Here is a 24,339-nt window from a genome sequence, read left to right as displayed (position 1 = left end):
TCTTTAATTGGTACTTGTAATCCGGTATCTGCTAATGTGATTAAGCTATCACCTGTTAAACAACCAGATTCCCTCAAATCAGACATCATCGGGCGTTTATTTGTCCGAGATTCAACGCTCCGACTCAACTGTGAAAGGGCAATTACCGGAACATTTAATTCCCTCGCTAACCCTTTGAGCGATCGCGTAATTCGAGACAATTCTTGTACCCGATTATCGCTCCCACCCTCCATTAGTTGCAAATAATCAATTAAAACTAACCCCATTGCGCCGCCCTGTTCTGCTTGTAAACGGCGTACCTTAGAACGCATTTCTGTAACAGTAATATTAGGGGTATCATCAATAAAAACAGGTAATTCTGATAACGTCCCAATTGCGATTGTTAACGGTTCCCATTCACTCTGACTAATTCGCCCAGAACGTAGGCGATTACTTTCAATTTTTGCCTCACTAGAAAGCAGTCTTTGAACTAACTGTTCCTTCGACATTTCTAAGCTAAAAATCGCCACAGGTAACTTATGAATTTTAGCAATACTATAGGAAATATTCGTACAAAGTGCCGTTTTTCCCATCGAAGGACGACCCGCAACAATAATCAAATCAGAGCGCTGAAACCCGCCCGTCATCGCATCCAAATCATAAAAATCACAATTTAAACCCGGAAGGGCAACACCTTCGTGACGATCTTCGATATCCTGAAATGTATTAATCAGCGTCTCAGCAATTGAAACTAAATTTTGTTGCGGACGAACTTGAGTAATATTAAAAATTTGTTGTTCAGCCTGATCTAAGACTTCTTCAATATCAACCGTTGTATCATAACCCAAATCAATCGTTTCATGTCCGGCTTTAATCAAATTGCGGCGCATGGCTTTTTCAATCACCAACAAAGCATATTGATCGATATTCACCGCAGAAACAGTTCGATCAACCAGTTGTGCTAGCTTCATTTGTCCGCCCACTTCTTCTAACTGATTGTGATCAGCAAGCCAAGTGGTAACAGTCATTAGATCAGTTGGTTTTCCTTGTAAATGTAAATTTAGCGTTGTGCGATAAATCGCTTGATGGGCAAGAATAGTAAAACAACTCGGATCTAACAATTCAGCGACTCGACTAATGGCTTCGGGATCGAGTAATATCCCCCCTAAAATCGCCTCCTCTGCTTCAATATTTTGGGGAGGTAAGCGATCGCTAGGGAGTTGAAAGTTAGATCGATTTTTCATAGTTCAGAATCAATAAAAACAACCCGTTATCAGTAGTTTCAGACGCTCACAGAGAACGTCTGTTTACAATTGCGCTCTCAGTTTAAGTTTACCCAAAAGCAACTCCGGCGTGATGAGTCGTCATCAATTGATACTGATAACGGCTTATCCTAACTCGGAACAACGTGAACTTCGATTTCTGCTGTAACTTCAGGATGCAGCTTAATTTCTGCCTTATAAAAACCAATGTGATTGATATCGGGTAATGTAATAACACGACGATCAATTTCTTTATTGGTCGCGGCTTGAATCGCTTCTGCAAGTTCAGCCGCCGTTACCGTACCAAAAATCGCTTCATTTTCACCCATCTGTTTGGCAATGGTAAAGCGACCAATGGTTTCCAGAGCGGTTTTGCTGGCTTGCGCTTCTTGTTTCTGTTCGATTTGTCGTTGACGTTCTTCTTCCCGACGACGTTCCACTTGTTTGAGGATACCCGGAGTCGCTCGCACTGCTAAACTTTTCGGAAGGAGGTAGTTACGAGCATAACCGGGAGCCACTTCTACTAAGTCCCCATTTCGACCCAGTTTGCTAATGTCCTGTCTGAGGACAACTTGAACACGTTTTGCCATGATCGTTCCTAATAATCTTTTAACCCAAACACTCTATAATAGCGACCTGAGTGATGCGATCGCAAGAGACACTACAGAAAATTTGATTGAGTGACCCATATCCCCATCTCCTAACCTCCCGAATTCATGTCCAAAAATGTTCATCCGATTCGTCAAGTCAAACAACGATTTCAGCACACAACAATTCATCAATGGATTGAAATCTTGATTCGCTTGGGTTTTGTCGCTAAAGGTAGCATCTATGGAGGTATTGGGTTACTTGCCATAATTGCCATATTTGAAACGAATCAAGAGATTGTAGGGACTCACGGCATATTGCTAAAAATTGCCGCACAGCCCTTGGGAAAACTGCTGATTGGTCTTTTAATCATTGGCTTAACAGGTTATGTTTTGCGACGATTAATTCAAGCTCTATTTGACCCCAAACATTCGGGTGAATTCAATCTCAAACGCCTGATTCATCGATGTGGCTACTTGATGAGTGGATTAAGTTATAGCGGTGTTATTTACACAGCCAGTCAGTTATTAATCGGTTTAGATGCAGAAAATGATGATACGATTGAGGACTTGGCTGCTGAATTATTTAAGCAACCTTTTGGACTGTGGCTCGTGATTATCGGCGGAATCGCGACAATAGGCGTGGGATGTTCTTACTTGTATGGGGCTTATAGCGGGAGTTATATTCGGGAGTTTAATTCTACTCTCAATCATCAGGTGAAAACCTGGGCGATTGGTATCGGGAAAGTCGGAATAGCAGCCCGAGGAATTGGTTTTATTACCATTGGCATTTTCTTAGTGCAAGCGACATTTCTAGTTCGCTCCGATCCTGCTGGTGGACTCGCCAACGCCTTAAAACAACTTCAAAATCAACCTTTTGGATCGCTGTGGCTAGGCGGGATTGCCTTTGGCTTTATGGCTTATGCTATTTATATGTTCGTGGTCGCCTTGTATAGCCGCGATTGGGTTTAAAGTATTTCTCCTGAGTTTAGACACATTGATCAATTGCAGAATTGAGCAAAGAGCAAAAATTATTTCAAATCATCTAGACTCGTATAGACTCTCATCTCATCCTTTAGAGTGAGTGAAATCCTTCTTCTGGGAGAATCGCCTCCCTAGAGGGAACTGATATATTTAGGATTACTGAACGTCGAACCAACACGGAGTAAATTTGGGAGCTATATTCTCAGATGAAGTGTAAAAAATATTGACAGACGAAGATTCAGTGAATTTCGTTAAGTAAAAGTAAATTGAAAGACATGATTAATATGTTACCCAATTCTAAATCAGAAAATCGTAAAAATATTCGTTTAGGAGCGATCGCATTATCCTTAATGGCTGCTACTTTTCTACCCGCCTGTACAAACGAAACAACAACCAGAGAAGAAGCTTTAGAAAACGTCACCACCCAACAAGTTTCCGAGGAAACCTCTAATTATGTTGGTGAAACCGTCACCATTCGAGGAGATGTTAATGAAGTTGTCGGTGAGGCATCATTTCTAATGGATGATGAACAACTCTTGGGCGGCGAAGAAATATTAGTGGTCAATGCTTCCGGCGAAGGAATAACTCTTCCAGAAGGAACAGAAAACCAAGTTCAAATTACAGGAGAAGTGCGGAACTTTGTGATCGCAGATCTTGAAACTGAGTACGGTTTGGACTTCGATCCGAATCTCTATGCAGAATATGAACAACAGCCTGCGGTAATTGCTCAGTCTATTGCGTTGTCCCCCGATCCAGGTGACATCACCGCCAACCCCGAAACTTACTATTATCAGCGGATTGCGGTACAAGGAGAGGTTGAAGAAATCAGAAGCACGGGTGTCTTTACCGTCGATGAAGAACAACTTTTTGGGGGTGAAGATTTATTGGTGATTACGGCTAACCCCGATCCCCAAGTTAACGACGGTGAAAGTGTGACTATTGTCGGAACTTTGCGTCCTTTTGTTAAAGCCGAATTTGAGCGTGATTATGATCTGACTTGGGATTTAGATTTTCAACAAGAAATTGAAGCCGAGTATGAGAATAAGCCTGTATTTGTAGCTGATGAAATTTATCCTTCTGCCCTATAATCTAATCTTTATAAAGGACTTATTCCTTCACGAAGATTAAAAATAAACACTACAAGACACAGAGAAAATTCTTTGTGTCTTCGTATCTTTGGAGTTAGTCTCCTAATTTTCAAAATTTGAATACTTAGAATTGATCTTTCATTCCTCGCAAACGAGCAAAGGTTTGAACCGGATCTTGACTTTTTACCTTCGACTGGAGAGCCACATCATCCCAACGCATAAACGGATTCGTCAACTTTTCCAGTCCAATTGTAGAAGGAACTGTGGCTATATCTTGACTGCGAGCCACTTTCACCTGCTCAAAACGGTGTTTTAAATCCGCGTTGTTGTCATCAACCGTGAGGGCAAATTTGAGATTTTTCAAAGTATATTCGTGAGCGCACCAAACACGGGTATTATCCGGTAAAGAACGTAATTTTGTTAAAGAACTGACCATTTGTTGCGGTGTTCCCTCAAATAAACGACCACAACCCCCCGCAAACAAAGTATCTCCACAGAATAACTCGCCCGGTTCATTGGGGGTTTGAGCGGGAAAATAGTAAGCAATATGCGCCCTGGTGTGTCCGGGAACAAAAAAGACTTCGCCGGGGCGATCGCTAAATTTTACCCGATCGCCTTCGGAGAGAAATATTTGTTGTCCGGGAATGCGATCTTGATCTTCAGCCCCTCCGTAAACCGTCGCTTGCGGGAAATGTTGAAGCAGTTGACGATTTCCCCCCACATGATCGCTATGATGGTGAGTATTGAAAATGGTGACTAACTCAGCATTGAGTTCTCGCAGACGATGAAGAACTGGAGCGGCTTCAGCCGGATCAACCACGGCGGCTATATTGTAAGTGGGATCGTAGAGTAAAAAAATATAATTGTCTGATAATACGGGTAGTCGCTCAACCTGCATGAAAAATGGTCTCCTTGTCTGATATTTTGAAGTCTTGTGATCGGGGATACTGAGAGTCAAGCATCCAAAATTTCTAAGTTTCGAGTACAATTGCTCTGTTCATTCAATCTTGGCTCAACTTGGAGCAACTTCCGATATTGTAGCGAATCCTTTTAAGGGAATAATCCAGGAATGGTAGCTTATGCGTTGGTTAAATCAAAATCAGTCTAATCCTACTCTGACTCAAATGTTAGATCGTATCCTGACATCGGGACAGCTTGATCGCAGTGAGTATCTGAAGCTGATGTCGGTGATCCTTTCAGATAGTCAGATTACTGATGCTCAACGCAATCAGATTAACCGTATTTTTGACTATATTCAAACCAGTCGCTTCACTGTTATTGACTTCTAAAGTGAATGTCCCAGATCCATCCTGATCTTCCGAGTCCCAGTCAATCTCCTCGTCTTGTCCCGGAACCGACAGGTTTATTGATTATCGGGAACCGGGTGACACAAGCTACACCTGATCATCGTAATATTCGACTGTCGTTAGTGATTCCCACTTATTGCGAAAGTGAAAATATTCAGCAAATGATCGCCCAGTTGAGTCAAATGCTGGATCGGGTTCTAAGAGATGAGTATGAACTGATTATTGTTGATGATGATAGCCCCGATTTGACCTGGAAAACGGTGAATGATCTCTGTTGGGTTTATCCCCAGTTGCGGGTGATGCGTCGTCAACACCAACGGGGACTTTCAACGGCTGTAATTCGGGGTTGGCAGGTGGCGAATGGTGAGATTTTAGGGGTGATTGATGCAGATTTGCAACATCCCCCGGAAACACTTCTCCAGCTTTGGGCTGAAATTCACAAAGGGGCTGATTTAGCGGTGGCGAGTCGTCATGTCGATCACGGAGGAGTGAGTGACTGGAGTTTGGGGCGACGCTTTCTGTCTCGGGGGGCGCAGGTTCTCGGACTGGTGATTTTACCGGGGATTGTCAGTCGGGTGTCTGATCCGATGAGCGGTTATTTTTTGGTGAGGCGAGAGGCGATCGCCGACCAAGTTTTAAGTCCGATTGGGTATAAGATTTTAATTGAGGTGTTAGCTCAAGGTCATAGTCGCTGGATTGCGGAAGTGGGTTATGTCTTTCAAGAACGCAGTGAAGGGGCAAGTAAGGTTACTTGGAAGCAGTATGTTGAATATGTACAACACCTGATCCGATTGCGGTTAATGTTATGGCCGGTTCAACGATTTCTGCGGTTTGGAGTCGTGGGGTTGAGCGGGGTGTTTGTTGATATGACGATGTTTTACCTCTTTCGTCATTTGGGTTTGGGGTTGACCTTGAGTGTGATTTTGTCGGGTGAGATTGCAATTGTTAACAATTTTCTCTGGAATGACCGATGGACGTTTGCAGACCTGGCTCATCAACAACGGAGTTGGGGGAAGGGGTTTAAAAGGTTCTTAAAGTTTAATATCGTTTGTTTAACGGGATTGGTTTTAAATGCAATAATTGTTAATCTACTCTCTCGGGGTTTGGGGATGAATGAATATCTCGCCAAACTGATCGCGATCGCGATCGTGACGTTCTGGAATTTCTGGGTTAATCTAAAGTTGAGCTGGCGAGTCACGCAAGTCGATAAGTCGAAAGTTCCATCGTGAGGAGGCTTGCAAATTTGATCAAAATTTCCTTAGTTGTTAGTGATTTATCAAGCAGTGGAGCGGGAAGATGGGGAGGTGCTGTTCGTCCTTTTTTACTGTCTCAAGCCCTCAAAAAAATAGGATACGAAGTCGAAATTGTTGGCTTTGTGGATGAAGAAGATCAAACGCTTAGTATTAGTCAAACTCAAGTGCCGATTGTGGCGATCGCTAGTCCTAAGTATTATCCTCAATTTTTCCGTTCGGCTCAAAAGTTGCTGGAAAAAATAACTGGAGATATTATTTATGCGTACAAGCTGAAACCAACGAGCTTTGGTTTATCTTTATTGAAAAAGGTGCAAACCCATAAGCCTGTGTTGTTAGATATTGATGATTGGGAGTTAAGTTGGCATGGAGGAGAAAACTGGAAATATCGTTCAACCTTCAAACAATTTGCCCGGGATCTATTCAAGCCTGAAGGAGCTTTCCGTCAACCCGATCATCCGTTTTATTTAAAATTGATCGAGAGATGGGTTTCTCAAGCGGATCGAGTCACTTTACATAATCAATTTCTGCAAAAACGCTTTGGTGGGGTTTATTTACCGAATGGCAAAGATATCGATTTATTCGATCCAGTTCATTATAATCCAGAGGTGAGTCGAGAACGTTTTGGGTTAAGTGATTATCAGGTATTAATGTTTCCCGGCGCTCCTCGACCTTATAAAGGGGTCGAAGATGTTCTCATGGCATTAGACTTGCTCAATAAGCCTGATCTGAGATTGGTGATCGTCGGCGGTAGTCCTTATGATGATTACGATAGTCAGTTAATGGAAAAATGGGGACGTTGGATCATCAAAATGCCTAAGTATTCCGCTTTAGAGATGCCCGAGGTTGTCTCTGCGGCTCATATTATTGTTGTTCCTCAGCGTGATACTCCTGCGGCTCAAGCTCAGTTTCCTCTGAAGCTTACAGATGGGATGGCAATGGCTAAACCGATTTTAGCAACCACAGTGGGAGATATTCCCGAAATTTTGGGAGACACGGGTTATCTCGTCGAACCGAGTTCACCGGAGCAACAGGCAGAATCAATTGAATACATCTTAGAAAATTATGAAGCGGCAAGTGAGCAAGGGCTGAGATCTCGACAAAGATGTGTTGAAAAATATAGTATTACAACAATGGCAAATATTCTTTCTGAATTAATTACAGAAATTCTTAAAAAATAAAGGTTTAAAATAGATTATATCTCAGCTTTAGGTTCAAATCGATTAATTATAAGGGTCGTTTTTTATTATGTCTCCTAACCTTTCTTTTCTGCTGACCTACGCCAAACGCTATCCCCTCCAAATTGTCCTGACCATTATATTAGGATTATCCGGTGCAGTGTTTAATGGGGTGAGTACGACACTAATTGTTCCCATTATCTTGACGGTTTTAGGTCAAGAGGTACAAATTCCCACGAGCGCTCCGTTAATTCGAGCTTTAGTTACTCCCTTTGATGCCGTTCCGGAAGACTATCGCCTTCTAGTTATGGGAGGGGCAATTGTTTTAGCAATTGGCTTAAAAAACTTAACGACTTACTTGTCCGGTTTGGTTGCAGGTGCTTTGAGCAGAAGGTTAACGTTTGATCTCCGTCGAGAGGCAATTAAATTATTACTAGAAGTTGATCTAGATTTTTATGCCAAAAGTCGAGTAGGAGATTTGATGAATCGACTTTCTGGAGAAATCGGTAGAACTTCTACAGCAATTAGTATTTTGGTTCAGATGTTTACGGTTTCTATAACTTTATTTATCTATGCAATTATCTTAGAGATCGGAAGTCTTGGCAATTAACATTAGTTTCTCTATTTTTAATTGGAATTGTTGTTTTTTCAAATCAGTTTTTTATTAAACGGTCAAAACGATTTGGCGAAGAAGTAACCCAAGTGACCCGAGCTTACTCAATCGCGACTTTAGAAACCTTAAATGGAATTCGTTTAGTTAAATCTGTCGCCAACGAAACTCAAGAAAATGAACGCTTAGTTGCTTTGATTCGAGAGCGAGAGAAAGTTAGTTTTAGAAATCAAGTCAATGAGTCAGCGATTGCTCCGATTAATGAATTTGTTAGTATAATCGTCTTGCTTTTAATTGTGTTACTGGGTCGTCTTTTTTTCGCAGATACAATCGAGAATCTATCAACAGTTATCTTAACCTACCTATTCATTTTATTTCGCTCACTTCCCTTACTCTCCAACCTGAACGGCGCTCGCAGTCGTTTTGCTAATTCCTATGCAGGTGTAGAATTAGTTCGAGACTTTCTCAATCGTCAGAACAAACCGATTATGAAATCGGGCAAAATTGTTTTTCAAGGATTAACAAAAGGGATTCATTTCAATCATATTTCCTTTACCTATCCTGACCATGAAAATGCCGTGTTAAATGATATTGAGATCTACGTTCCTCAAGGCACAACTCTAGCGTTAGTGGGAGGTTCAGGAGCAGGAAAGTCAACCTTAGCAGATTTACTCCCTAGATTTTATGATCCGACAGCAGGTGCAATCAAAATTGATGGAAAAAACTTAAATGAATTTGATCTCAAAAGCTTAAGAAAAGCGATGGGAATTGTGAGTCAAGATACCTTCTTATTTAATACATCTGTTTTAGAAAATATTGCCTATGCCAAACCTGATGCGACTAAAGAAGAAATTATTGAGGCTGCTAAACGAGCCAATGCCTATGAATTTATTGAACAACTACCCGAAGGGTTTGATACAAAAATTGGGGATCGGGGTTTGCTCCTTTCAGGGGGTCAGCGACAACGCATCTCAATTGCACGAGCTTTACTCCAAAATCCAGAAATTCTTATTTTAGATGAAGCAACCAGTGCTTTAGACACTATTTCAGAACGTCTCGTTCAACAAGCAATTGACGAACTCAGCCGCAACCGAACGACAATTGTTGTGGCTCATCGTCTTTCGACTATCCAGAAAGCGGATAAAATTGCTGTTCTTGAACGAGGACAATTAATTGAGTTAGGAACCCATAATGACTTATTAGCAAAAGGAGGTCAATATGCTCGTTTGTACTCTTTACAATTTGCTGATGAAGCAGAACGGGATCGGGCAATTATTAGAAGTTCCTATGATGTACGAACCCGACTCAATCCCATGATTGGTTTTCTTCAATTATTAGGAGATGACATGATAGAAGATATAGAGGAAAGACGCGAGTTATTGAATGAATCTTATCATTCAGCCATCCGAATTCTCGAAAGTTTAGAATTTATTGAAGAAAGTGTGAAACTGAGACTGGATAAAAATTAAATAGCAATGGGAATACTTAGTCACTTAAGGGTGGAAATTTGATGATCAAATACTACATTTTTTTTACTCGTCGGGTCATGCCTCAAACCAATGTAGCAAGCTTGGTACAAGTGGCTCATTCTGCTAATGCTGCTGCTAATCTAGGGTATCCCACTGTTTTAGCTTATCTCGCCCCTTCCAAACAAGCCAACCCCATCGAATTGTTAAAGCCTTTTCAACCGAGAAAACCGGACGAGCATCTTTCTAGTGCTTATAATTTAAAGGACAGACTCAAAGTTGCACCGCTTCCCACTCCTTGGCCAATTGATCAAACTTGGGGCGGAAAGTGGACTAGCTCTAACACAATTATTTCTAAATATTATTTTCCAGTTCATATTTTTCCAAAAACTCAACTGATTCATACCCGAGATTGGAATTGTGTAAAAACGGCAATAAAAGCAGGAATTCCTGTTATTTATGAACAGCATCATTACAATGAAACAACATTTCCGGCTGAAATTGTAAGATCACCTTTATTTCAAGTGGCAATCACGGTAGCAGATAATGTTCGGGAAAGCTTAATTGAAAAGGGAATGCCGTCAGAAAAAACAGTAAAACTCCACAACGGATTTAATCAGGGATTTCTAACTCGTCATTCAGAAGAAGCCCAAGCTTGGCGTCAACAAATACTGCAAAATAATCGCCAACATCTCGTTGTTTATGCAGGAGGACTTTATCAGTTTAAAGGGGTTGATTTTCTCTTAGATGTTGCTCAAAAGTTACCGGAAATTCAATTTGCTTTTGCGGGTGGAGATCTCTCACAAGTCGAAGCCTATCGAGTCCAAGCCCAGGAAAAACAAGCGAGTAATGCTGTATTTCTTGGACATTTACCGCAAAATAAACTAGCTAGCTTACTGCAAGCGGCTGATATTTTGGCTCATCCTCATTGTATGACTCCTGCTGCGACTTTCACCTCTCCGCTTAAATTTTTCGACTACATGGCTTCAGGAACTCCCATTGTCGCCACGGAAATTCCGCCTTTAAAAGAATTCAAGTCTTTGAAAATGGCAGCGGGTTGGTGTGAACCCGATCAGGTTGATCCGTTTGTCCAAACCCTGCAACAGGTTCTCTCAAAATATCCACGAAAAATTGAAGGATATACCGAAAGTATGGAATCTGTTTCTCAATTTTCATGGGAAAATAGAATTAAAAAAATTATGACTTATGTACAAGAATCTGTCCAACCTCAATTCATTCGCTGAGTTAAATTTGGATACACTTGGCTTAAGGAAGTAATCAGATTAAAAGAAAGTAATCGAGGTAAAATGAGCGAAAAGATTGTCGGAATGTTAACAAGTTATCCTCAGCTTGATCAAAATGATTGGTTGTGGAAACAAACCCCTTATAGCTTTGGTAAATGGGGAAATATTAGAATGGAAGCTAACCATCCTCAGCCCGATTTCCTCTTACTTTATCAATTTAATTTTGCAGCGAAATCTCAAGCACAACCAACTTGGCGTCAACAGTTAAAGCAAGTCCTTAAACCTGAGCATAAATCAGAAGAACCAGACTGGAAAGATAAGTTTCGAGGCGTTCGGAAAGAGCAAATTCTTTACTTACTGCGAGAGCCTCCTCTTGAAGAAATTATTGAACTGAATAAGGCAAATTATGAACAGGCTAAAAACTATTGTGGTTATATCTCAGGACCCGATTATTTTGCTCAAACACCCGACTATATGCCTGCAATTTGGTATCATAGTAACTCATTTCGCGAACTCGATACTCTCGAATCGCCGACAAAAAATCAAGCTTGTTCTTGGATTACATCGGGTATTAACCGGAGTTTAAATCATCAGCGACGCCTAGATTTTCTCAAGTCTATTCAAACTAATTTAGGAATTGATGTTTATGGCCGAAATTTACCCAACTGGTCTAAATCTCGCGGTTCTCTGAGTAATAAATGGCATGGCATGGCACCTTACTACTATAATCTTGCAATTGAAAATTATGCTGAGAATGATCTCTATGTGAGTGAAAAATTGTGGGACTCTTTACTCGCTTGGTGCTTACCTATTTATTATGGAGGTTCAGCAGCAGATCAGTTATTGCCACCAGGTAGTTTCTTAAGATTGCCGAGTCTGGATGAAAAGGGGGTATCATATATAAAAGAGGTAATTTCTACGCCAGATCATTGGCATCAGGCATTACCCGCGATTGCTGAAGCTCGAAAGATTATTTTACATAAGTTAAATCTTCTTAACTGGCTTTCCGAATTTGTTACTCAATTTTCCTAAATATGGATGGAATTTGTACTCTAGCGAATGACAAAGTTTATGATCAACTCGTTGCCCTTTTAAATAGTATCGAGGCAAATCAAGGATGTGATCAATCGGTTTGTGTATATCCCTACGACGATAATACCGAACGGATAGCAACTGAAATTGCTCGTCGCCCCCAAGTTCAACTGTATAGCGATCACGAGTCCCTCAACCGATGGGATAGTTTTGTTCGTGAAGTTTGGGATACTCATCCGTTTGCCCGTCAAACTTGGAGTCAGCTTGGTGATGAACCTTATCATCGGGTCGGGACTCATCGCCGCTATTGTGCCTTTGACGGCCCTTTTGATCGGTTTATTTATATGGATGCTGATACTTTACTTTTGGCATCTACGGATCAAATCTTTCAACAACTTGATGATAATGACTGGATTGTTTATGATTTTCAATATAAAGATCCAACTCATGTTTACAATCTATCTTCAACAAAGTTAGAGAAATTATTTCCGCCAGATCGCATCGAGTCTGATATCTTTTGTTCGGGGTTTTATGCCGCATCAAAAGGACTCTTTGATCAACCCAAAAGAGAACAACTTTTGCATCAACTTCAAGCAGGTGAGGCGGAGGTTTTATATCCGATGGCTCCTGATCAAACGGTGTTAAATTATATGGTGATGAGATCAGGTTTAAAAACGTGTAATTTAGCCCTCAGTTTACCCGAACAGGAAAGAACAGGAAATAGTGTGACTTCCTCTCATTTCCAAGAAAAAGATCATCTGATTTATGATCACGGGAAACGTTTAACTTATCTGCATTATATTGGGATATCTTCTAAAATCTTTGGGCGAGTTTGTGCGGGAGAAAATTTAGATTTTCCCTATCGAGATGTCTTTCTACATTATCGCTATCTGCACGAGCCCGAAAACCGACCGCAATTTAATTCTAAACCCCAACCGTACAACCAACCCCCCAGCTTCTTACAACGAGCTTTGAAGAAGTTAAAGTTCAGCCGTTAACTGAGGATATTTTTATGAGTCGCGGTATTTATATTGTTGCTAATGATCGGGTAATTGAGCAGACGATAGCACTTCTCAATAGTGTTCGTTTTTATGACTCAGAAACTCCGATTATTTTGATTCCTTTTGATGAAAATCATCAACAGGTTGCGAAAGCGATTACCGAGAAATATAATGTTAAAACTTTTGAAGATCTAGAATTTTTAAATCAACTCTGTAACCGCTTGCATAGTATTTTTGGTCAGGGTTTTTTCAATAATCCGAATAAACATCGCAAACAAGCGTGTTGGTTTGGGCCATTCGATGAATTTCTGTATCTTGATACTGATATTGTGGTTTTTGAAAAAATTATTGACAACCTGAACTATTTTAATGATTACGACTTTCTCTGTTGTGATTATCAGCATAAAGGTGGGATTGAAAATGTCTTCACCACTAAAGTTTTAGAAGACGGTGTTTTTACAGAAGATGAATGCAAAGACATCTTTAATAGTGGGCTATGGGCTTCTAAAAAAGGTTTATTTTCTCTAGAGGATTTATATCAAACTTTCGAGGAATGTTCATCCCATCCCGAATATTTTGACTTTTCCCAAAAAACCACTGATCAACCGATCTTTAATTATCTCATTTTAAAGCGAATTCCTCGACGATTTAATATTGTTAATCGACCCGGAAAAGCACCAGGAAGTTGGGGTGGAAGCCCACATTTTCAACGACAGGGTAATCAACTTTTTGATCCAAAATTGAATCAAACACTGCAATATATTCACTGGGCGGGAATTAAAATAGAACCCGGATGTCCCTATTGGGATATTTGGGAAGATTACCGCTATCTTGATGAACCTAAACCAACTTCAGTGATAAAAAACGAGCAAAAAAAAGACTGGAAAGGAAACGTCATCAACAAAATTAAAAAAGTTTTTAAGTCATAATCTTATCAGTTTATACCTTTATTCAGGGGAATTTTTGATGAATAAAAAAGTTGTATTTGTTTTAGGCATTGGTCGTTCAGGTTCTACACTCCTGAACTATATCTTAGGAAGCCATCCTGACTGCTTTGACTTAAATGAAATTAGTAAACTTCCTGAGATTTATCAAAACCGCCAACGTCATCTGCATTTCTGGGAAGGGCCAGGAAAATTTTGGGAAGAAAAGTTTAATCCTGAAGAAATGAAAATGCTAGTAGCAGGATTAAGTAATCATCGAGTTAATCCTTATATTCCGTTAAAAATTGAGAGATGGGTTCGAGAAACGGTGGGAAATGATCAGATTCTTAATCCTTATTCATTAATATTTTCAAAGCTTGATAAACAAGTCTTGATAGACTCCTCAAAATATGTAGATTGGGTGTCTAAAAAACTCCAAGCTAAAGAATTTCGATCTGGACAACTAGACGGCTATTTAATTCATTTAATTCGAGATGGTCGGGCGGTTCTGAACTCTTATCTGCGATGGGATAAAAACATGACTGTCGAAGATTTTAGCAAAAGATGGTCTACTTTAATGAAAGAGGATCAAAAGTATTTTGAACAGTTCCCATCCGAACGTAAAATGCTTGTTCGCTATGAAGAACTCGCGAGTGAACCGGAAGCTACAATTCAAAAAATTTGTAAAATGTTAGGGATAGAATTCCAAACAGAGATGCTTGAATATTGGAAATACGATCATTTGGGAATTACGGGAAACTTTGGAACTCGTTCGCTGATTGCTAAATATAAAGGTCAAGAAACAGAGAGTAAAGTTGAAAAAGTTCATGGTAATTACTACGAAAAACAAGGATTTACAATCAAGTTAGATTTACGATGGAAAAATGAACTAGACTCTGAAAAAATTGATCAATTTTATAGCTTGACTAATAGTTTGAATAAATCCTATGAATGGGATTAAATATTCTGAAGCAGCATTTTAAAAATAGCCAAAGCAGTCTAAGTAAAATAGAAATAGACTTGAGTTTGAATAGACGAAAATGAAAAGTACAAAACAACCTTCTTTCTTTATTGTCGGAGCGCCGAAGTGTGGAACAACAGCAACTTGTCGATATCTAGCTCAACATCCTGAACTGTTTATTCCTCCTCAAAAAGAACTTTATTATTTTGATTTTGACTTACGTTCACAGCCCAAAGTAGGAAGCTTTGAGCAATATTTAAGCTTTTTTGAACCGGGAAAGGGAAAAATGTGTGGAGAAGGTTCTACAAGTTATCTTAGAAGTCAGGAAGCACCAAAAGCGATTTATGATTTTAATTCTGATGCTAAAATTATTATTATGTTGAGGGAACCTGTTTCCCTACTGTATTCCCTTCATAGTCAACGCTTGTATGATGGAAATGAAACAATTCAAGACTTTAAACAGGTTTTAGCAGCAGAACTCGACAGCAATAATAATGTGATCAGGAGAGAACGTCGAAATAAAGAGTTTTTTGCGTATCGAGAGGTGGTCAAATTTTCAGAACAGATAGAACGTTACTTTAATACTTTTGGAAAAGAACAAGTTTTAGTAATTTTTTATGAGGATTTTCAGCAAAATACATCAAAAGCTTTTCAAGATATTTTAAATTTTTTAGAAGTGACTCCTGACTTTCAACCGGAATTTGTTCGAGTGAATTCTAATAAAACAGTTAAGAGTAGATTTTTATTAAATTTAGTTAAATATCCACCCTCAAAACTACTCGAAATCGGTAAATATTTTATTCCTTTACCTCAAGCGACTAGACGAGCAATTTTAGAAGGAGTTAAAGAAAAAATAAAAAGAGCAAATACTCAGTTTAAGCCTCGCTCATCTTTAGATCCTGAACTCAAGAAAACACTTCAAAAAGAATTTACTCCTGAGATCAAACAACTCAGCCAGTTACTGGAACGAGATTTAACCCATTGGTATCAAAGTTAGTTTAAAATTGGCAGTATTGATCATTCACTTATTTCAATTACTTTAACCAAGCGGACAAATCTCGATCCAGATAATCTTGTAACTTCAGAACATCTTCACGGTAGTAGTCTAACAAAACCTGACGATCTTCAGGAGAAAGAGAAACAGATTGTTTAGATTGGGAGTTTGCGGAAATTAACCAAGAACGAATTTTTTGTCGTTTTTTCTCGGGTAATAATGTTCCTAAAGTTGAGCGAAAAACGGTTTTTAATGGGTTTTGTTTTCGGAGTAAACGATTGATTAAACTATTTTTAGGAATTGATGCAGTTTGATACTTCTGAGATGTGTCGGGTTCAAAATCGGTTGAAACTCCAATAAAGTTGTATATATCTTTCATCATTTTAATTGAATCTTGACATAAATCATTGTATAAATAAACTCTAAATTGCTCAATTCCGAAGGCATCTTGAAAACTTTTTATAGACTCATAATATAATCCTTTACAAAGCTGAAAAGAGGAAGGAGATTGCTGAACTAAAGGGAGAGTTTGTTTACTGTCAATTGCATCTCGTAAGTGCATGAGATAATCTGAAAACGCTCGTTCAACCGGATGACGTAAAACAACAAAAATTTTGGCATTTGGAATATATTTTTGAATCCGAGGGATAGACGTTTCATAATGAAATAAACAATTAACAGAACCATCTCCAATTGCTGATTCATTAGTACATTTTGAGAAGTTCTCAAGGTACTTGTCATAAGAATAGCGCCAAGCCCGTTTTTCATAGTAGGCTTGATTGCTTTCAATCTTTTCTGGAGTTAACTCACTCACTAAAAAATTAGGCTCTTTAACAGTTCCCAAGCATACCTGGGGATGCTGTTCCAAATACTTATAAACAGAACTTGTCCCGGCTTTCTGGACACCCGCAATTAAAAAAGTAGGTAAAGGCATTTTTAGACAAAGTTGGTTTAACTTTTTCAAAGCATTCTAATTTTTGATTGTATTATAATGATCAAAAACCAGGATAAATAAATTCTGCAATAAACTGCAATAAAAATATACGCAGATTATTTTGAGATGAGCTTTTATAGTTTACAAAAAATCAGGAAAAGGGGATTTAAAATCAAGATTTTGTAGGAGTTACCAATCAGCTTTGCTATGACTCTAGCAAGTTTATCCCTTTCCTTAAACCCAAAAGCCTATCGATCTTTTCTTTAAAGAATTTGAGATAAAAACTTCTTCGTGCGTTCCTCTTTTGGATTACTAAAAAAGACTTCAGGAGTGCCTTCTTCCACTAATACCCCATCCGACATTAACACCACTCGATCCGCAACTTCTCGCGCAAATCCAACTTCATGGGTGACACAAACCATTGTCATTCCTTCACTCGCTAGGGTTCGCATTACATCCAAAACTTCTCGCACCATTTCAGGGTCTAAAGCAGATGTAGGTTCATCAAATAGCATAATTTTCGGTTGCATCGCTAACGCCCGTGCAATCGCTACCCGTTGCTGTTGACCTCCTGATAACTGTCCGGGGAATTTTTTCGCCTGTTCGAGAATACCAACCCGTTCTAATAATTGTAAAGCAACTTCTTCGGCTTTGGCTTTCGGCCATCGACGCACCCAAATCGGAGCGAGAGTAACATTTTGTAAAATTGTTAGATGGGGAAACAAGTTAAACTGCTGAAACACCATCCCCACTTCTCTACGAATTTCTTCAATATTTTTCAAGTCATGAGAAAGGTTAATCCCATCAATGATAATACTTCCTTGCTGAAATTCTTCTAAAGCGTTGAATGTGCGAATAAAAGTTGATTTTCCCGAACCGCTAGGCCCCATAATTACAACTACTTCACCCTGTTTAACACTGAGACTGACTCCTCGTAAAACATGGAAATGGTTTCCATACCATTTGTGTACATCTGTCGCGATAATCGCTGCACTATCAACGGGGGAATGGGTTTGAGTTGTGTTTGTATAAGTTTTTGTCATGTCTAGTTCGGTAGATTTTTTCAAGTTTATTGTTAGTTGTTAATCGGATCAAGGATCTGTCATTGTTTGTCACGAATGATGAACCTCTGACGAATCTCAGTTGTTTGGAAAGTCTTTCCAGGATTTTGACTCGTCCAATATAGCTCTCTCTTTTTTATTGTATGCGCTGAGTGCGCTTTTTCTGTCTCCTAAATGAATAAGCCGAACGATCCGCAGAAAAAAATCACTAACCGTAAGATATAATATAAGAGTAGCCTAACCGAAAATCAAGCAGGAGGCTAATTATGCTAGAACTTATCCCGACTGGAAGCGATCAAGTTGTGGGTTTACACGTTCAGGGAAAAATTGAAACCGCAGATTTTGAAAAAGTGATTCGAGAAATCGAAGACAAGTTAAAACTCTATCCGAAATTAAGAATTTACGCTGAAATTGAAAGTTTTGAGGGAATGTCACCTGAAGCACTTTGGAAAGATCTCAAATTTACTTTTCAACATTTGCGCGACTTTGAACGAGAAGCGGTTGTCTCTGATCAACGATGGTTAGAAAAATGGAGTCACTTCAGCAATAAACTGTTTTCCAGTATCGAGGTTAAATATTTTCATTTTGACCAAAAACAACAAGCCTTAGAATGGGTAAATCTATAAAATTGTTGGAAATCAACGGATGTGTTAGCCCTGTGTAACGCATCTGTTTTCTTGAAAATGAGTGATCCCGTTAGTTGATTTTGGTGTTCAAACTATGTACAGTCTTCGCCATTTCTTCCGGTTTTCCAGAGAGTGGAAAAAATAAAATACTCTTGACGTTAGGATTATTTACTAATTCTTCTAGGCGATTAAATTGTCGCTCAGTAATCGAAATTCCATCATTCGCTTCTACATATTTGAGTTCGTCATTAAAGTTTTCTTCACCATAAACCTGAATAAACACCCGATCAACTCCCCAGGTTTCCCAATCCGCTGCAAAATATCGTTTCGCCCAATAGGGGTTATGATGACAAATATCAAAACTAACATTAGGATTAGCTGCTTTCATCTCCTTAATTGTGTTCTGTACAAAGTTTGTTAACTTCAGCGTGCGATCAACTTTACCCGGTAATTCTGCATGATATCCTAAATAATCATCCCATTGAACCGCATCAATCGTCGGATATTTTGTGACAAATTCTACAACAATTTTAGTAAAAAATTCAGCCACTTCAGGAATACCAATATTTAGAACATAATGATCAACTCCCGGATGAGTTCGATCAATTCCTGCAACAATCCAACCTCGTTCAACTGCTAAATCAAACATCGGACTATTTTCGTCTATTTTAATCCCTTTCTCAAAGTAAGCATGAACTTCCATTCCTTGTTTATGGGCTTCGTCAATTAACCAATTTAGCCATTGTTCTTGAAACTCATTTGGACAACTTTTATAACCCAATGTTGTCTGCATGACCTCACTATTATACATGGTACAAGCATTTCCCCAAACCCCATGAATAATCGTATTAATTCCTTGTTCGCGATAGTAACGTACTCTTTCACGAATCATTTGTTCACTCGCATTATTTGTAACTTGGTAGCGACTCAAATAAATACCCCGAATCACTTTTTTATCCCAAGGTGTTTGAGAGGGAGATGGTGTTACCGTGGGTTTTGGGTTCGGTAAATTTGGTGTTTGGGGAGAAGGGGTCGGATTGGACTTTAATTCCTCAGTTGGAGAAGGTGATGGTGAAGGTGTTGGTGTTGGTGTTGGTGTTGGTGTTGGTGTTGGTGTTGTTTGTTGTGCGGGTTGCTGTGGCTTAGTTTCAGAATTAGAAATTGGAGGAAAAGGCAGAGAGGTTGGGGTAGAGTTGGGCTTAATTTCTTCAGGTTTAGAAGCATCTAAAAAGGGAATATTAGCTGTTAAATCATTCGGAAAAAAACGACTAATGTCTATATTTTCTCGCTGCGTAAACAACCAATATCCCCCGGCTAACATTAGGAAGATTACAGAAAAGGGAATACTTCCGCATCCACATCCACTTGGTTCTTTCTTTGGGCGCGACATAATTTTTCATAAATAGTAGGGCGCTTGAGAAGCAATGAAAGCAAGATTTTTGTAATTTGAGACACCTGATAACTTGCTCTCTAACTCTAGTTTAACAGTTCTGATGATCTCCTCTCTCATTCTTAACTGTTGTGAGTTAGTAGTTGTTTTGTTTTCGCCAATTTTAGCCAGTCTGGATATTCAGTCATCAATAAATCATAAAGTTGTTTATCACTAATTGACTCGGGATCTTCTAAACTAAAGAAATCAGCATTATCAATATAGCGATCACTCATATCATCCAGTTCTTCCAAAAAAGTAAAATCACTCGCAAACGCTTTAGATAACCAACCGAAGAAACCCTCTCCTTTTACATCTTTTCGTGACTTACCAATAGCCATAAATTGCCAGAAAATTGGCTCAAATGAAGACCACTGAATTTGTTGTTTTGTCTCTGCTTCATCCATAGTTGCTCCATCCGTGACAAACATAACATAGACAGGTTCATTGGCGGTTAAAGGTTGACTGCAACTTCCTCCTTTTCCCTGGGGAAAATAGAAATTTCTGATCATCTTGATGGCTTTTCCATAATGAGTTCCTCCTTCTAGTGGATATTGCTGCTCTATATCGGCAATAAAGGTTTTGAAATTAAAAATACTCATTTCACCAACCGTATGAGCTTTCTGTCCAAATAAGAATATATCAATCGCTCCATTATCATCAAACTGACATCCTAAAGCTAGAATTTTTTCCGCTAACCGTTGAATTTTTCCAGAGGAATACAGAGAACTCATTGATCCAGAAATATCAAGGCAAAGTGCCACCTTAGCCTGATGATTATTGAGGTTTTTCTTTTTAAGAGAAATCTGTGCTTTTTTAGTCAGATCTATCAGTTGAGGTGCTTCTTTTTCCAGCTTTTCGAGTGAGATAGCCATTGTTAATATCCTCGTTATTTTATGCTGATCAACGGTTTAAAGTCTGTCTCAATTCATGCCTTGAGTTCTAAGAGGGAACATTCTTTGATTCCATGTTAGAAGCCCCTCTTTAGTGTAATTTTATTGGCTTAGAAAGTCTCTAAGAAGCGTATTTATCTACAAAGCTTTGTAAGCCTGAGTTGTAGCCTTCTCCTACCGCCTGAAATCTCCACTCACCCTCTTTTTTATAGAGGCGACCAAACTCAATGGCAGTCTCTCGGGAAAAATCTTCCTCTAGTTCATATCTAATAATTTCTTGGTTTGTGGTTTGATCATAAATTCTAATAAAAGAATTACGAACTTGTCCAAAGTTTTGCCGTCTTGTTTCTGCTTCATGTATAGTCACAATAAAGATGATTTCCTCAACGGCAGCTTCAACTTGAGTTAAATCAATTTGAATGGTTTCATCATCTCCTGAACCCTCTCCTGTTCGACTATCTCCTTGATGTTTGACTGAACCATCGGGTGATTGTAAGTTGTTGTAGAAAACAAAGTATTTTTCGTTGGGAATTTTCCCATTTTCTCCTAACATAAAGACTGAAGTATCTAAGTCAAACGCTGCACCTGTGTCTGTGGCGTTTATATCCCATCCCAAGCCAATCCCGGCTGCTTTTAATCCAGGTGCTTCTTTTGACAGATTAATTCTTTCACCTTTGCTTAGATTTATCGGCATAATCGGATGTTAACTCTACTAACTTCAATTATCTCATAATCGTACAACTAAATGTAGCAATTATAAATTTTTGTAATCAGACTCTACCTCACTGTTACTGTTCAAGCCAGGCCCGCATTTTTCCAGGGTTTAATAAACCATGAGGATCAACTTGTTTTTTAAACTCCAATTGTTCAAGATTAATCGTTTTCATGCCGCCATCTTCTAAAATATAGGTGTGAGGATTAAAAATCAAGATTCCCTTGTCTTCGTGATAGCGAATAATCTCATTTAACCGTTCTTCAGTCGTAAACCGAACCACTTGTAAGGCGGCTGGAAGCATTTGTCCTTGAGTTCTTAAAAACTCTAAATGCAGCATCACTTCATCCCCAAAATGATGATAGCAATGTTCAATGAGTTTCAAATCCGGATCGAGGGGAAATAACGCTTGTAAATAGGTTAAAGACGGGTCAACACTACGAGCGTGTAACGTGGTATGATTCCAAGTATATTCGATAACAGTTGTACCTTTATTTGCTTCTTTGGATGATTTTTGATAGCAAACTTCACCGTTAAATTCTCGGACTAAATCTTGAAAGGGTTCTAAACTCGGTTCAGCAATGATTAACAATGCACAATGTTTTCCTTCAGGAATGACTTCTCGAAACGCTGCAAAGTAAGAGGGAATAGGCGATGCACAAATACAAATTAATTTATTGATAATGCCATCAGAGTTTCCTAACGCTTGACCAAAACGCGCCGAACTCATAAAATCATCAAAGGTAACAATCAGTTCCGCCCAAGGATAAGCAGGCGCGAGGGGAATTTCTAAGGCGGTAATAATTCCATTTGTACCATAAGCATGATTAACTTTCTGTACATCATCTCCTCGCAATTCTAACACTTGAGGTTCATCTTCTAATGTCACCACACGCACCGCTTGCAGATTTCCCCGATCGCGAAGTTGTCCATAATTAATCGAACCAATTCCACCACTTCCACCCCCAATAAATCCACCAATGGTTGCGGTTCTATAGGTTGAAGGAACCATGCGTAATTCCCAACCTTGTTCTCGGGCTTGTTTGTCAAAAGCAGCTAATTTAACGCCCGGTTCAACTGATGTTAATCCCGTTTTTATCCAATTAATTTTATTCATTTTGGATAAGTCTAAAATAATTCCACCTTCTAGCGGAACACACTGTCCATAATTTCCAGTTCCTGCCCCTCGAACCGTGAGAGGAATTTTATATTGAACACAAACTTTAGCAACTTTTAGAACTTCGGCTTCGTTAACAGGGCGAACAACTAAATCAGCCGTTTTATCCTGGAGTAAGGGTTGTAAAATGGGGCTAAAGTGATAATAATCTTGAGAGAGTTTACTAAGTTGGGTGCGATCGCGAATCACTTCTAGTTCTGAGAGTTCGTTACAAATTTCATCCCAGTCAATATTTTGAGTTGTTGCGGTCATGGTATTTTTTCTATAAAATTTAGATCCTTTCTAATATTTTTACATGATTGTGACCTGAAACTCGATAGTAGAATTAAATTCTGGGAAATCTCCACAGACAACTGTGATCAAGAAATGAATCTTCCAGAAGTTCCCGGGTTAACGACTGCGGAAATTGCGACTTTAAAACAATTGGGTGCAGTCTGCGAAAAAAACGATCTCTCTGAAAATAGGATTGAGGGGGCTAGAAACCGCATGAACTCTAAACAGAGGCAAAAAAAGAAAGCTTTTAAAGTTCCAGAAAGGGTTAGTTTTTAAGGTTAATCACCTTGTCGTTGTCACCCCCTTGTAACTTTTGAACTATCTCTCTTAGGTTCATATTTTCTCGTTGAGAGAATGCTAGTAACTCTTGTAATCTAGCGTTTTCTGCTTTTAGCCGTTCATTCTCCTTTCTTAATTCTTCAATGCCATTGATGTCCCTTATTAACAGGTCTAAGGTTGCATCAATAGTTTTATGCTTGTTATACCTCTCGTTCATTGGTGCGATTCGTTCAGTCGAAATCTACTTATTGTAAAGGGATGACTGGCTTACTAGGGGTAACTGATTAAAGTTGAGTTCGCACTTAAATCCCCTTCCGATGACAACTTAATAACCATGTCGGTGAGAATGAGTATCCTAGAAAGTTTAAGCCTGACCCTCCAGGCACGGGAGTGAAAGCACTTCCCCTATGGTAGCGACTAGCCATCAATAGCGGTGCGTAGAGTGACCCAGGATAACAAGGGCACGGTGGGAGTGGATGGGGTTAAATCCTTATCCCCAGTAGCACGTATGAAGCTTATCAATAAAATCAAACTGGGTACGAGGGTTAAACCAACGAGAAGGGTTTGGATACCCAAACCCAATGGAGAGGAACGACCTTTGGGAATACCTACCATGTATGACCGTGCGCTTCAAGCGTTAGTAAAATTAGCCCTAGAACCTGAATGGGAAGCAGTTTTTGAGCCAAATTCCTACGGGTTTAGACCAGGACGATGCCCCCATGATGCCATCAGTGCGATTTTCAATGCCATAAGGTACAAACCTAAATATGTGCTTGATGCGGATATAGCTAAATGTTTCGACCGTATCAACCACAAACGACTACTCGAAAAACTAGACACCTTCCCTACGCTTCGGAGACAAATTCGGGTGTGGGTGAACTACTCACACTGACCGCCGCGGTACAATGTGAGCTTCTGATTTCTCAGCCCGATGCCCTTTCACCGTCGCGGTTATCTGGTCTTAAACAGGCTCCCTCAGCAGAGACGGGGTTCCCTCCGCCAAAATGTATTATTCTGATGCCTTCATTTCTTATGTTGAGTGCGGCGTTACTGTCACAATCGTGGTGAGTTTTACAGTTAAGACAATCC

Annotated in this window: 21 protein-coding genes and 2 pseudogenes; 14 read left to right on the top strand and 9 right to left on the bottom strand. The window is 39.4% G+C overall.

What is annotated here, in order from left to right:
• Together dnaB and rplI are read right to left on the bottom strand one after the other, a co-directional pair.
• On the bottom strand, positions 1 to 1,223 hold a 1,223-nt coding region (gene dnaB, locus M595_RS23700), incomplete at its 3' end, for a replicative DNA helicase (RefSeq protein ID WP_023069031.1).
• A gap of 149 nt (positions 1,224 to 1,372) precedes the next feature.
• On the bottom strand, positions 1,373 to 1,831 hold the full coding sequence (rplI, locus tag M595_RS23695) for a 50S ribosomal protein L9 (protein WP_023069046.1): 459 nt from the start codon (positions 1,829 to 1,831) through the stop codon (positions 1,373 to 1,375).
• A gap of 126 nt (positions 1,832 to 1,957) precedes the next feature.
• Here rplI and M595_RS23690 point away from each other — a divergent pair, with 126 nt between their 5' ends.
• Together M595_RS23690 and M595_RS23685 are read left to right on the top strand one after the other, a co-directional pair.
• Positions 1,958 to 2,800, top strand: a complete 843-nt coding sequence (locus M595_RS23690; RefSeq protein WP_023069047.1) for a DUF1206 domain-containing protein — start codon at positions 1,958 to 1,960, stop codon at positions 2,798 to 2,800.
• 287 nt (positions 2,801 to 3,087) lie between these two features.
• Positions 3,088 to 3,900 carry a hypothetical protein gene (locus tag M595_RS23685; RefSeq protein ID WP_040484581.1) on the top strand — a complete coding sequence of 271 codons (813 nt, stop codon included), beginning with the start codon at positions 3,088 to 3,090 and terminating at the stop codon, positions 3,898 to 3,900.
• A 124-nt stretch (positions 3,901 to 4,024) separates the two neighbouring features.
• On the opposite strand, the gene gloB is transcribed toward M595_RS23685, so the two are convergent.
• Positions 4,025 to 4,798 carry a hydroxyacylglutathione hydrolase gene (gloB, locus tag M595_RS23680; protein ID WP_023069048.1) on the bottom strand — a complete coding sequence of 258 codons (774 nt, stop codon included), beginning with the start codon at positions 4,796 to 4,798 and terminating at the stop codon, positions 4,025 to 4,027.
• 181 nt (positions 4,799 to 4,979) lie between these two features.
• Here gloB and M595_RS23675 point away from each other — a divergent pair, with 181 nt between their 5' ends.
• From M595_RS23675 to M595_RS23630, 10 genes and pseudogenes are all read left to right on the top strand, one after another.
• Positions 4,980 to 5,189, top strand: a complete 210-nt coding sequence (locus M595_RS23675; protein WP_009782384.1) for a hypothetical protein — start codon at positions 4,980 to 4,982, stop codon at positions 5,187 to 5,189.
• A gap of 5 nt (positions 5,190 to 5,194) precedes the next feature.
• Entirely contained in the window at positions 5,195 to 6,436 is a 1,242-nt protein-coding gene (locus M595_RS23670) for a glycosyltransferase (RefSeq protein ID WP_023069037.1), read from the top strand.
• 17 nt (positions 6,437 to 6,453) lie between these two features.
• Positions 6,454 to 7,638, top strand: a complete 1,185-nt coding sequence (locus M595_RS23665; RefSeq protein WP_040484583.1) for a glycosyltransferase — start codon at positions 6,454 to 6,456, stop codon at positions 7,636 to 7,638.
• A 67-nt stretch (positions 7,639 to 7,705) separates the two neighbouring features.
• Positions 7,706 to 9,714 (top strand): annotated as a pseudogene (locus tag M595_RS23660) (ABC transporter ATP-binding protein).
• 41 nt (positions 9,715 to 9,755) lie between these two features.
• Entirely contained in the window at positions 9,756 to 10,955 is a 1,200-nt protein-coding gene (locus M595_RS23655; RefSeq protein WP_023069040.1) for a glycosyltransferase, read from the top strand.
• Positions 10,956 to 11,018: 63 nt separating this feature from the next.
• Entirely contained in the window at positions 11,019 to 11,987 is a 969-nt protein-coding gene (locus tag M595_RS23650) for a glycosyltransferase family 10 domain-containing protein (RefSeq protein ID WP_023069033.1), read from the top strand.
• 2 nt (positions 11,988 to 11,989) lie between these two features.
• A complete protein-coding gene (locus M595_RS23645) occupies positions 11,990 to 12,985 on the top strand; it encodes an Npun_R2821/Npun_R2822 family protein (RefSeq protein WP_023069043.1) in 996 nt (331 codons plus the stop codon).
• Between the two features lie 14 nt (positions 12,986 to 12,999).
• The gene (locus M595_RS23640; protein WP_023069029.1) at positions 13,000 to 13,917 is read left to right on the top strand and encodes an Npun_R2821/Npun_R2822 family protein; all 918 of its coding nucleotides are present in this window, start codon (positions 13,000 to 13,002) and stop codon (positions 13,915 to 13,917) included.
• Positions 13,918 to 13,954: 37 nt separating this feature from the next.
• On the top strand, positions 13,955 to 14,872 hold the full coding sequence (locus M595_RS23635) for a sulfotransferase family protein (RefSeq protein WP_023069030.1): 918 nt from the start codon (positions 13,955 to 13,957) through the stop codon (positions 14,870 to 14,872).
• 79 nt (positions 14,873 to 14,951) lie between these two features.
• On the top strand, positions 14,952 to 15,869 hold the full coding sequence (locus M595_RS23630; protein WP_023069032.1) for a sulfotransferase family protein: 918 nt from the start codon (positions 14,952 to 14,954) through the stop codon (positions 15,867 to 15,869).
• Between the two features lie 37 nt (positions 15,870 to 15,906).
• Here the strand turns inward: M595_RS23630 and M595_RS23625 are convergent, their stop codons facing one another.
• Complete coding sequence (locus M595_RS23625; protein WP_040484580.1) at positions 15,907 to 16,800, bottom strand: sulfotransferase family protein; 894 nt, start codon at positions 16,798 to 16,800, stop codon at positions 15,907 to 15,909.
• Positions 16,801 to 17,063: 263 nt separating this feature from the next.
• The gene (locus M595_RS23620) at positions 17,064 to 17,843 is read right to left on the bottom strand and encodes an amino acid ABC transporter ATP-binding protein (protein ID WP_023069044.1); all 780 of its coding nucleotides are present in this window, start codon (positions 17,841 to 17,843) and stop codon (positions 17,064 to 17,066) included.
• Between the two features lie 284 nt (positions 17,844 to 18,127).
• Here M595_RS23620 and M595_RS23615 point away from each other — a divergent pair, with 284 nt between their 5' ends.
• Positions 18,128 to 18,487, top strand: coding sequence for a SpoIIAA family protein (locus tag M595_RS23615; RefSeq protein WP_023069051.1), 360 nt, complete (start codon positions 18,128 to 18,130; stop codon positions 18,485 to 18,487).
• Positions 18,488 to 18,557: 70 nt separating this feature from the next.
• On the opposite strand, the gene M595_RS23610 is transcribed toward M595_RS23615, so the two are convergent.
• From M595_RS23610 to M595_RS23595, 4 genes are all read right to left on the bottom strand, one after another.
• On the bottom strand, positions 18,558 to 19,877 hold the full coding sequence (locus M595_RS23610) for a family 10 glycosylhydrolase (RefSeq protein WP_040484579.1): 1,320 nt from the start codon (positions 19,875 to 19,877) through the stop codon (positions 18,558 to 18,560).
• A 122-nt stretch (positions 19,878 to 19,999) separates the two neighbouring features.
• Positions 20,000 to 20,791 carry a VWA domain-containing protein gene (locus M595_RS23605; protein WP_023069045.1) on the bottom strand — a complete coding sequence of 264 codons (792 nt, stop codon included), beginning with the start codon at positions 20,789 to 20,791 and terminating at the stop codon, positions 20,000 to 20,002.
• Positions 20,792 to 20,930: 139 nt separating this feature from the next.
• Positions 20,931 to 21,503 (bottom strand): TerD family protein, encoded by a 573-nt coding sequence (locus M595_RS23600; RefSeq protein WP_023069038.1) that lies wholly within the window; start codon positions 21,501 to 21,503, stop codon positions 20,931 to 20,933.
• 94 nt (positions 21,504 to 21,597) lie between these two features.
• The gene (locus tag M595_RS23595; protein WP_023069050.1) at positions 21,598 to 22,950 is read right to left on the bottom strand and encodes an FAD-binding oxidoreductase; all 1,353 of its coding nucleotides are present in this window, start codon (positions 22,948 to 22,950) and stop codon (positions 21,598 to 21,600) included.
• Positions 22,951 to 23,674: 724 nt separating this feature from the next.
• Here M595_RS23595 and M595_RS23580 point away from each other — a divergent pair.
• Positions 23,675 to 24,127, top strand: a pseudogene (locus M595_RS23580) (reverse transcriptase domain-containing protein); the annotation flags it as partial.
• Positions 24,128 to 24,339 lie beyond the last annotated feature (212 nt).

Origin of the sequence: Lyngbya aestuarii BL J (assembly GCF_000478195.2) — a bacterium.
Classification (GTDB): Bacteria; Cyanobacteriota; Cyanobacteriia; order Cyanobacteriales; family Microcoleaceae; genus Capilliphycus; species Capilliphycus aestuarii.
The sequence above is the reverse complement of the archived record's forward strand: the minus strand, read 5'-3'. Positions and strand labels throughout refer to the sequence as shown.

What these genes read in the sequence shown, in the direction of transcription:
- M595_RS23655 (WP_023069040.1), top strand. Translation starts at nt 9,756, where the DNA reads ATGATCAAATACTACATTTTTTTTACTCGTCGGGTCATGCCTCAAACC.
- M595_RS23620 (WP_023069044.1), bottom strand. Translation starts at nt 17,843, where the DNA reads ATGACAAAAACTTATACAAACACAACTCAAACCCATTCCCCCGTTGAT.
- M595_RS23630 (WP_023069032.1), top strand. Translation starts at nt 14,952, where the DNA reads ATGAAAAGTACAAAACAACCTTCTTTCTTTATTGTCGGAGCGCCGAAG.
- M595_RS23645 (WP_023069043.1), top strand. Translation starts at nt 11,990, where the DNA reads ATGGATGGAATTTGTACTCTAGCGAATGACAAAGTTTATGATCAACTC.
- M595_RS23615 (WP_023069051.1), top strand. Translation starts at nt 18,128, where the DNA reads ATGCTAGAACTTATCCCGACTGGAAGCGATCAAGTTGTGGGTTTACAC.
- M595_RS23640 (WP_023069029.1), top strand. Translation starts at nt 13,000, where the DNA reads ATGAGTCGCGGTATTTATATTGTTGCTAATGATCGGGTAATTGAGCAG.
- M595_RS23610 (WP_040484579.1), bottom strand. Translation starts at nt 19,877, where the DNA reads ATGTCGCGCCCAAAGAAAGAACCAAGTGGATGTGGATGCGGAAGTATT.
- M595_RS23650 (WP_023069033.1), top strand. Translation starts at nt 11,019, where the DNA reads ATGAGCGAAAAGATTGTCGGAATGTTAACAAGTTATCCTCAGCTTGAT.
- M595_RS23635 (WP_023069030.1), top strand. Translation starts at nt 13,955, where the DNA reads ATGAATAAAAAAGTTGTATTTGTTTTAGGCATTGGTCGTTCAGGTTCT.
- M595_RS23625 (WP_040484580.1), bottom strand. Translation starts at nt 16,800, where the DNA reads ATGCCTTTACCTACTTTTTTAATTGCGGGTGTCCAGAAAGCCGGGACA.
- M595_RS23595 (WP_023069050.1), bottom strand. Translation starts at nt 22,950, where the DNA reads ATGACCGCAACAACTCAAAATATTGACTGGGATGAAATTTGTAACGAA.
- gloB (WP_023069048.1), bottom strand. Translation starts at nt 4,798, where the DNA reads ATGCAGGTTGAGCGACTACCCGTATTATCAGACAATTATATTTTTTTA.
- M595_RS23600 (WP_023069038.1), bottom strand. Translation starts at nt 21,503, where the DNA reads ATGCCGATAAATCTAAGCAAAGGTGAAAGAATTAATCTGTCAAAAGAA.
- M595_RS23670 (WP_023069037.1), top strand. Translation starts at nt 5,195, where the DNA reads ATGTCCCAGATCCATCCTGATCTTCCGAGTCCCAGTCAATCTCCTCGT.
- M595_RS23685 (WP_040484581.1), top strand. Translation starts at nt 3,088, where the DNA reads ATGATTAATATGTTACCCAATTCTAAATCAGAAAATCGTAAAAATATT.
- M595_RS23690 (WP_023069047.1), top strand. Translation starts at nt 1,958, where the DNA reads ATGTCCAAAAATGTTCATCCGATTCGTCAAGTCAAACAACGATTTCAG.
- M595_RS23605 (WP_023069045.1), bottom strand. Translation starts at nt 20,791, where the DNA reads ATGGCTATCTCACTCGAAAAGCTGGAAAAAGAAGCACCTCAACTGATA.
- M595_RS23675 (WP_009782384.1), top strand. Translation starts at nt 4,980, where the DNA reads ATGCGTTGGTTAAATCAAAATCAGTCTAATCCTACTCTGACTCAAATG.
- rplI (WP_023069046.1), bottom strand. Translation starts at nt 1,831, where the DNA reads ATGGCAAAACGTGTTCAAGTTGTCCTCAGACAGGACATTAGCAAACTG.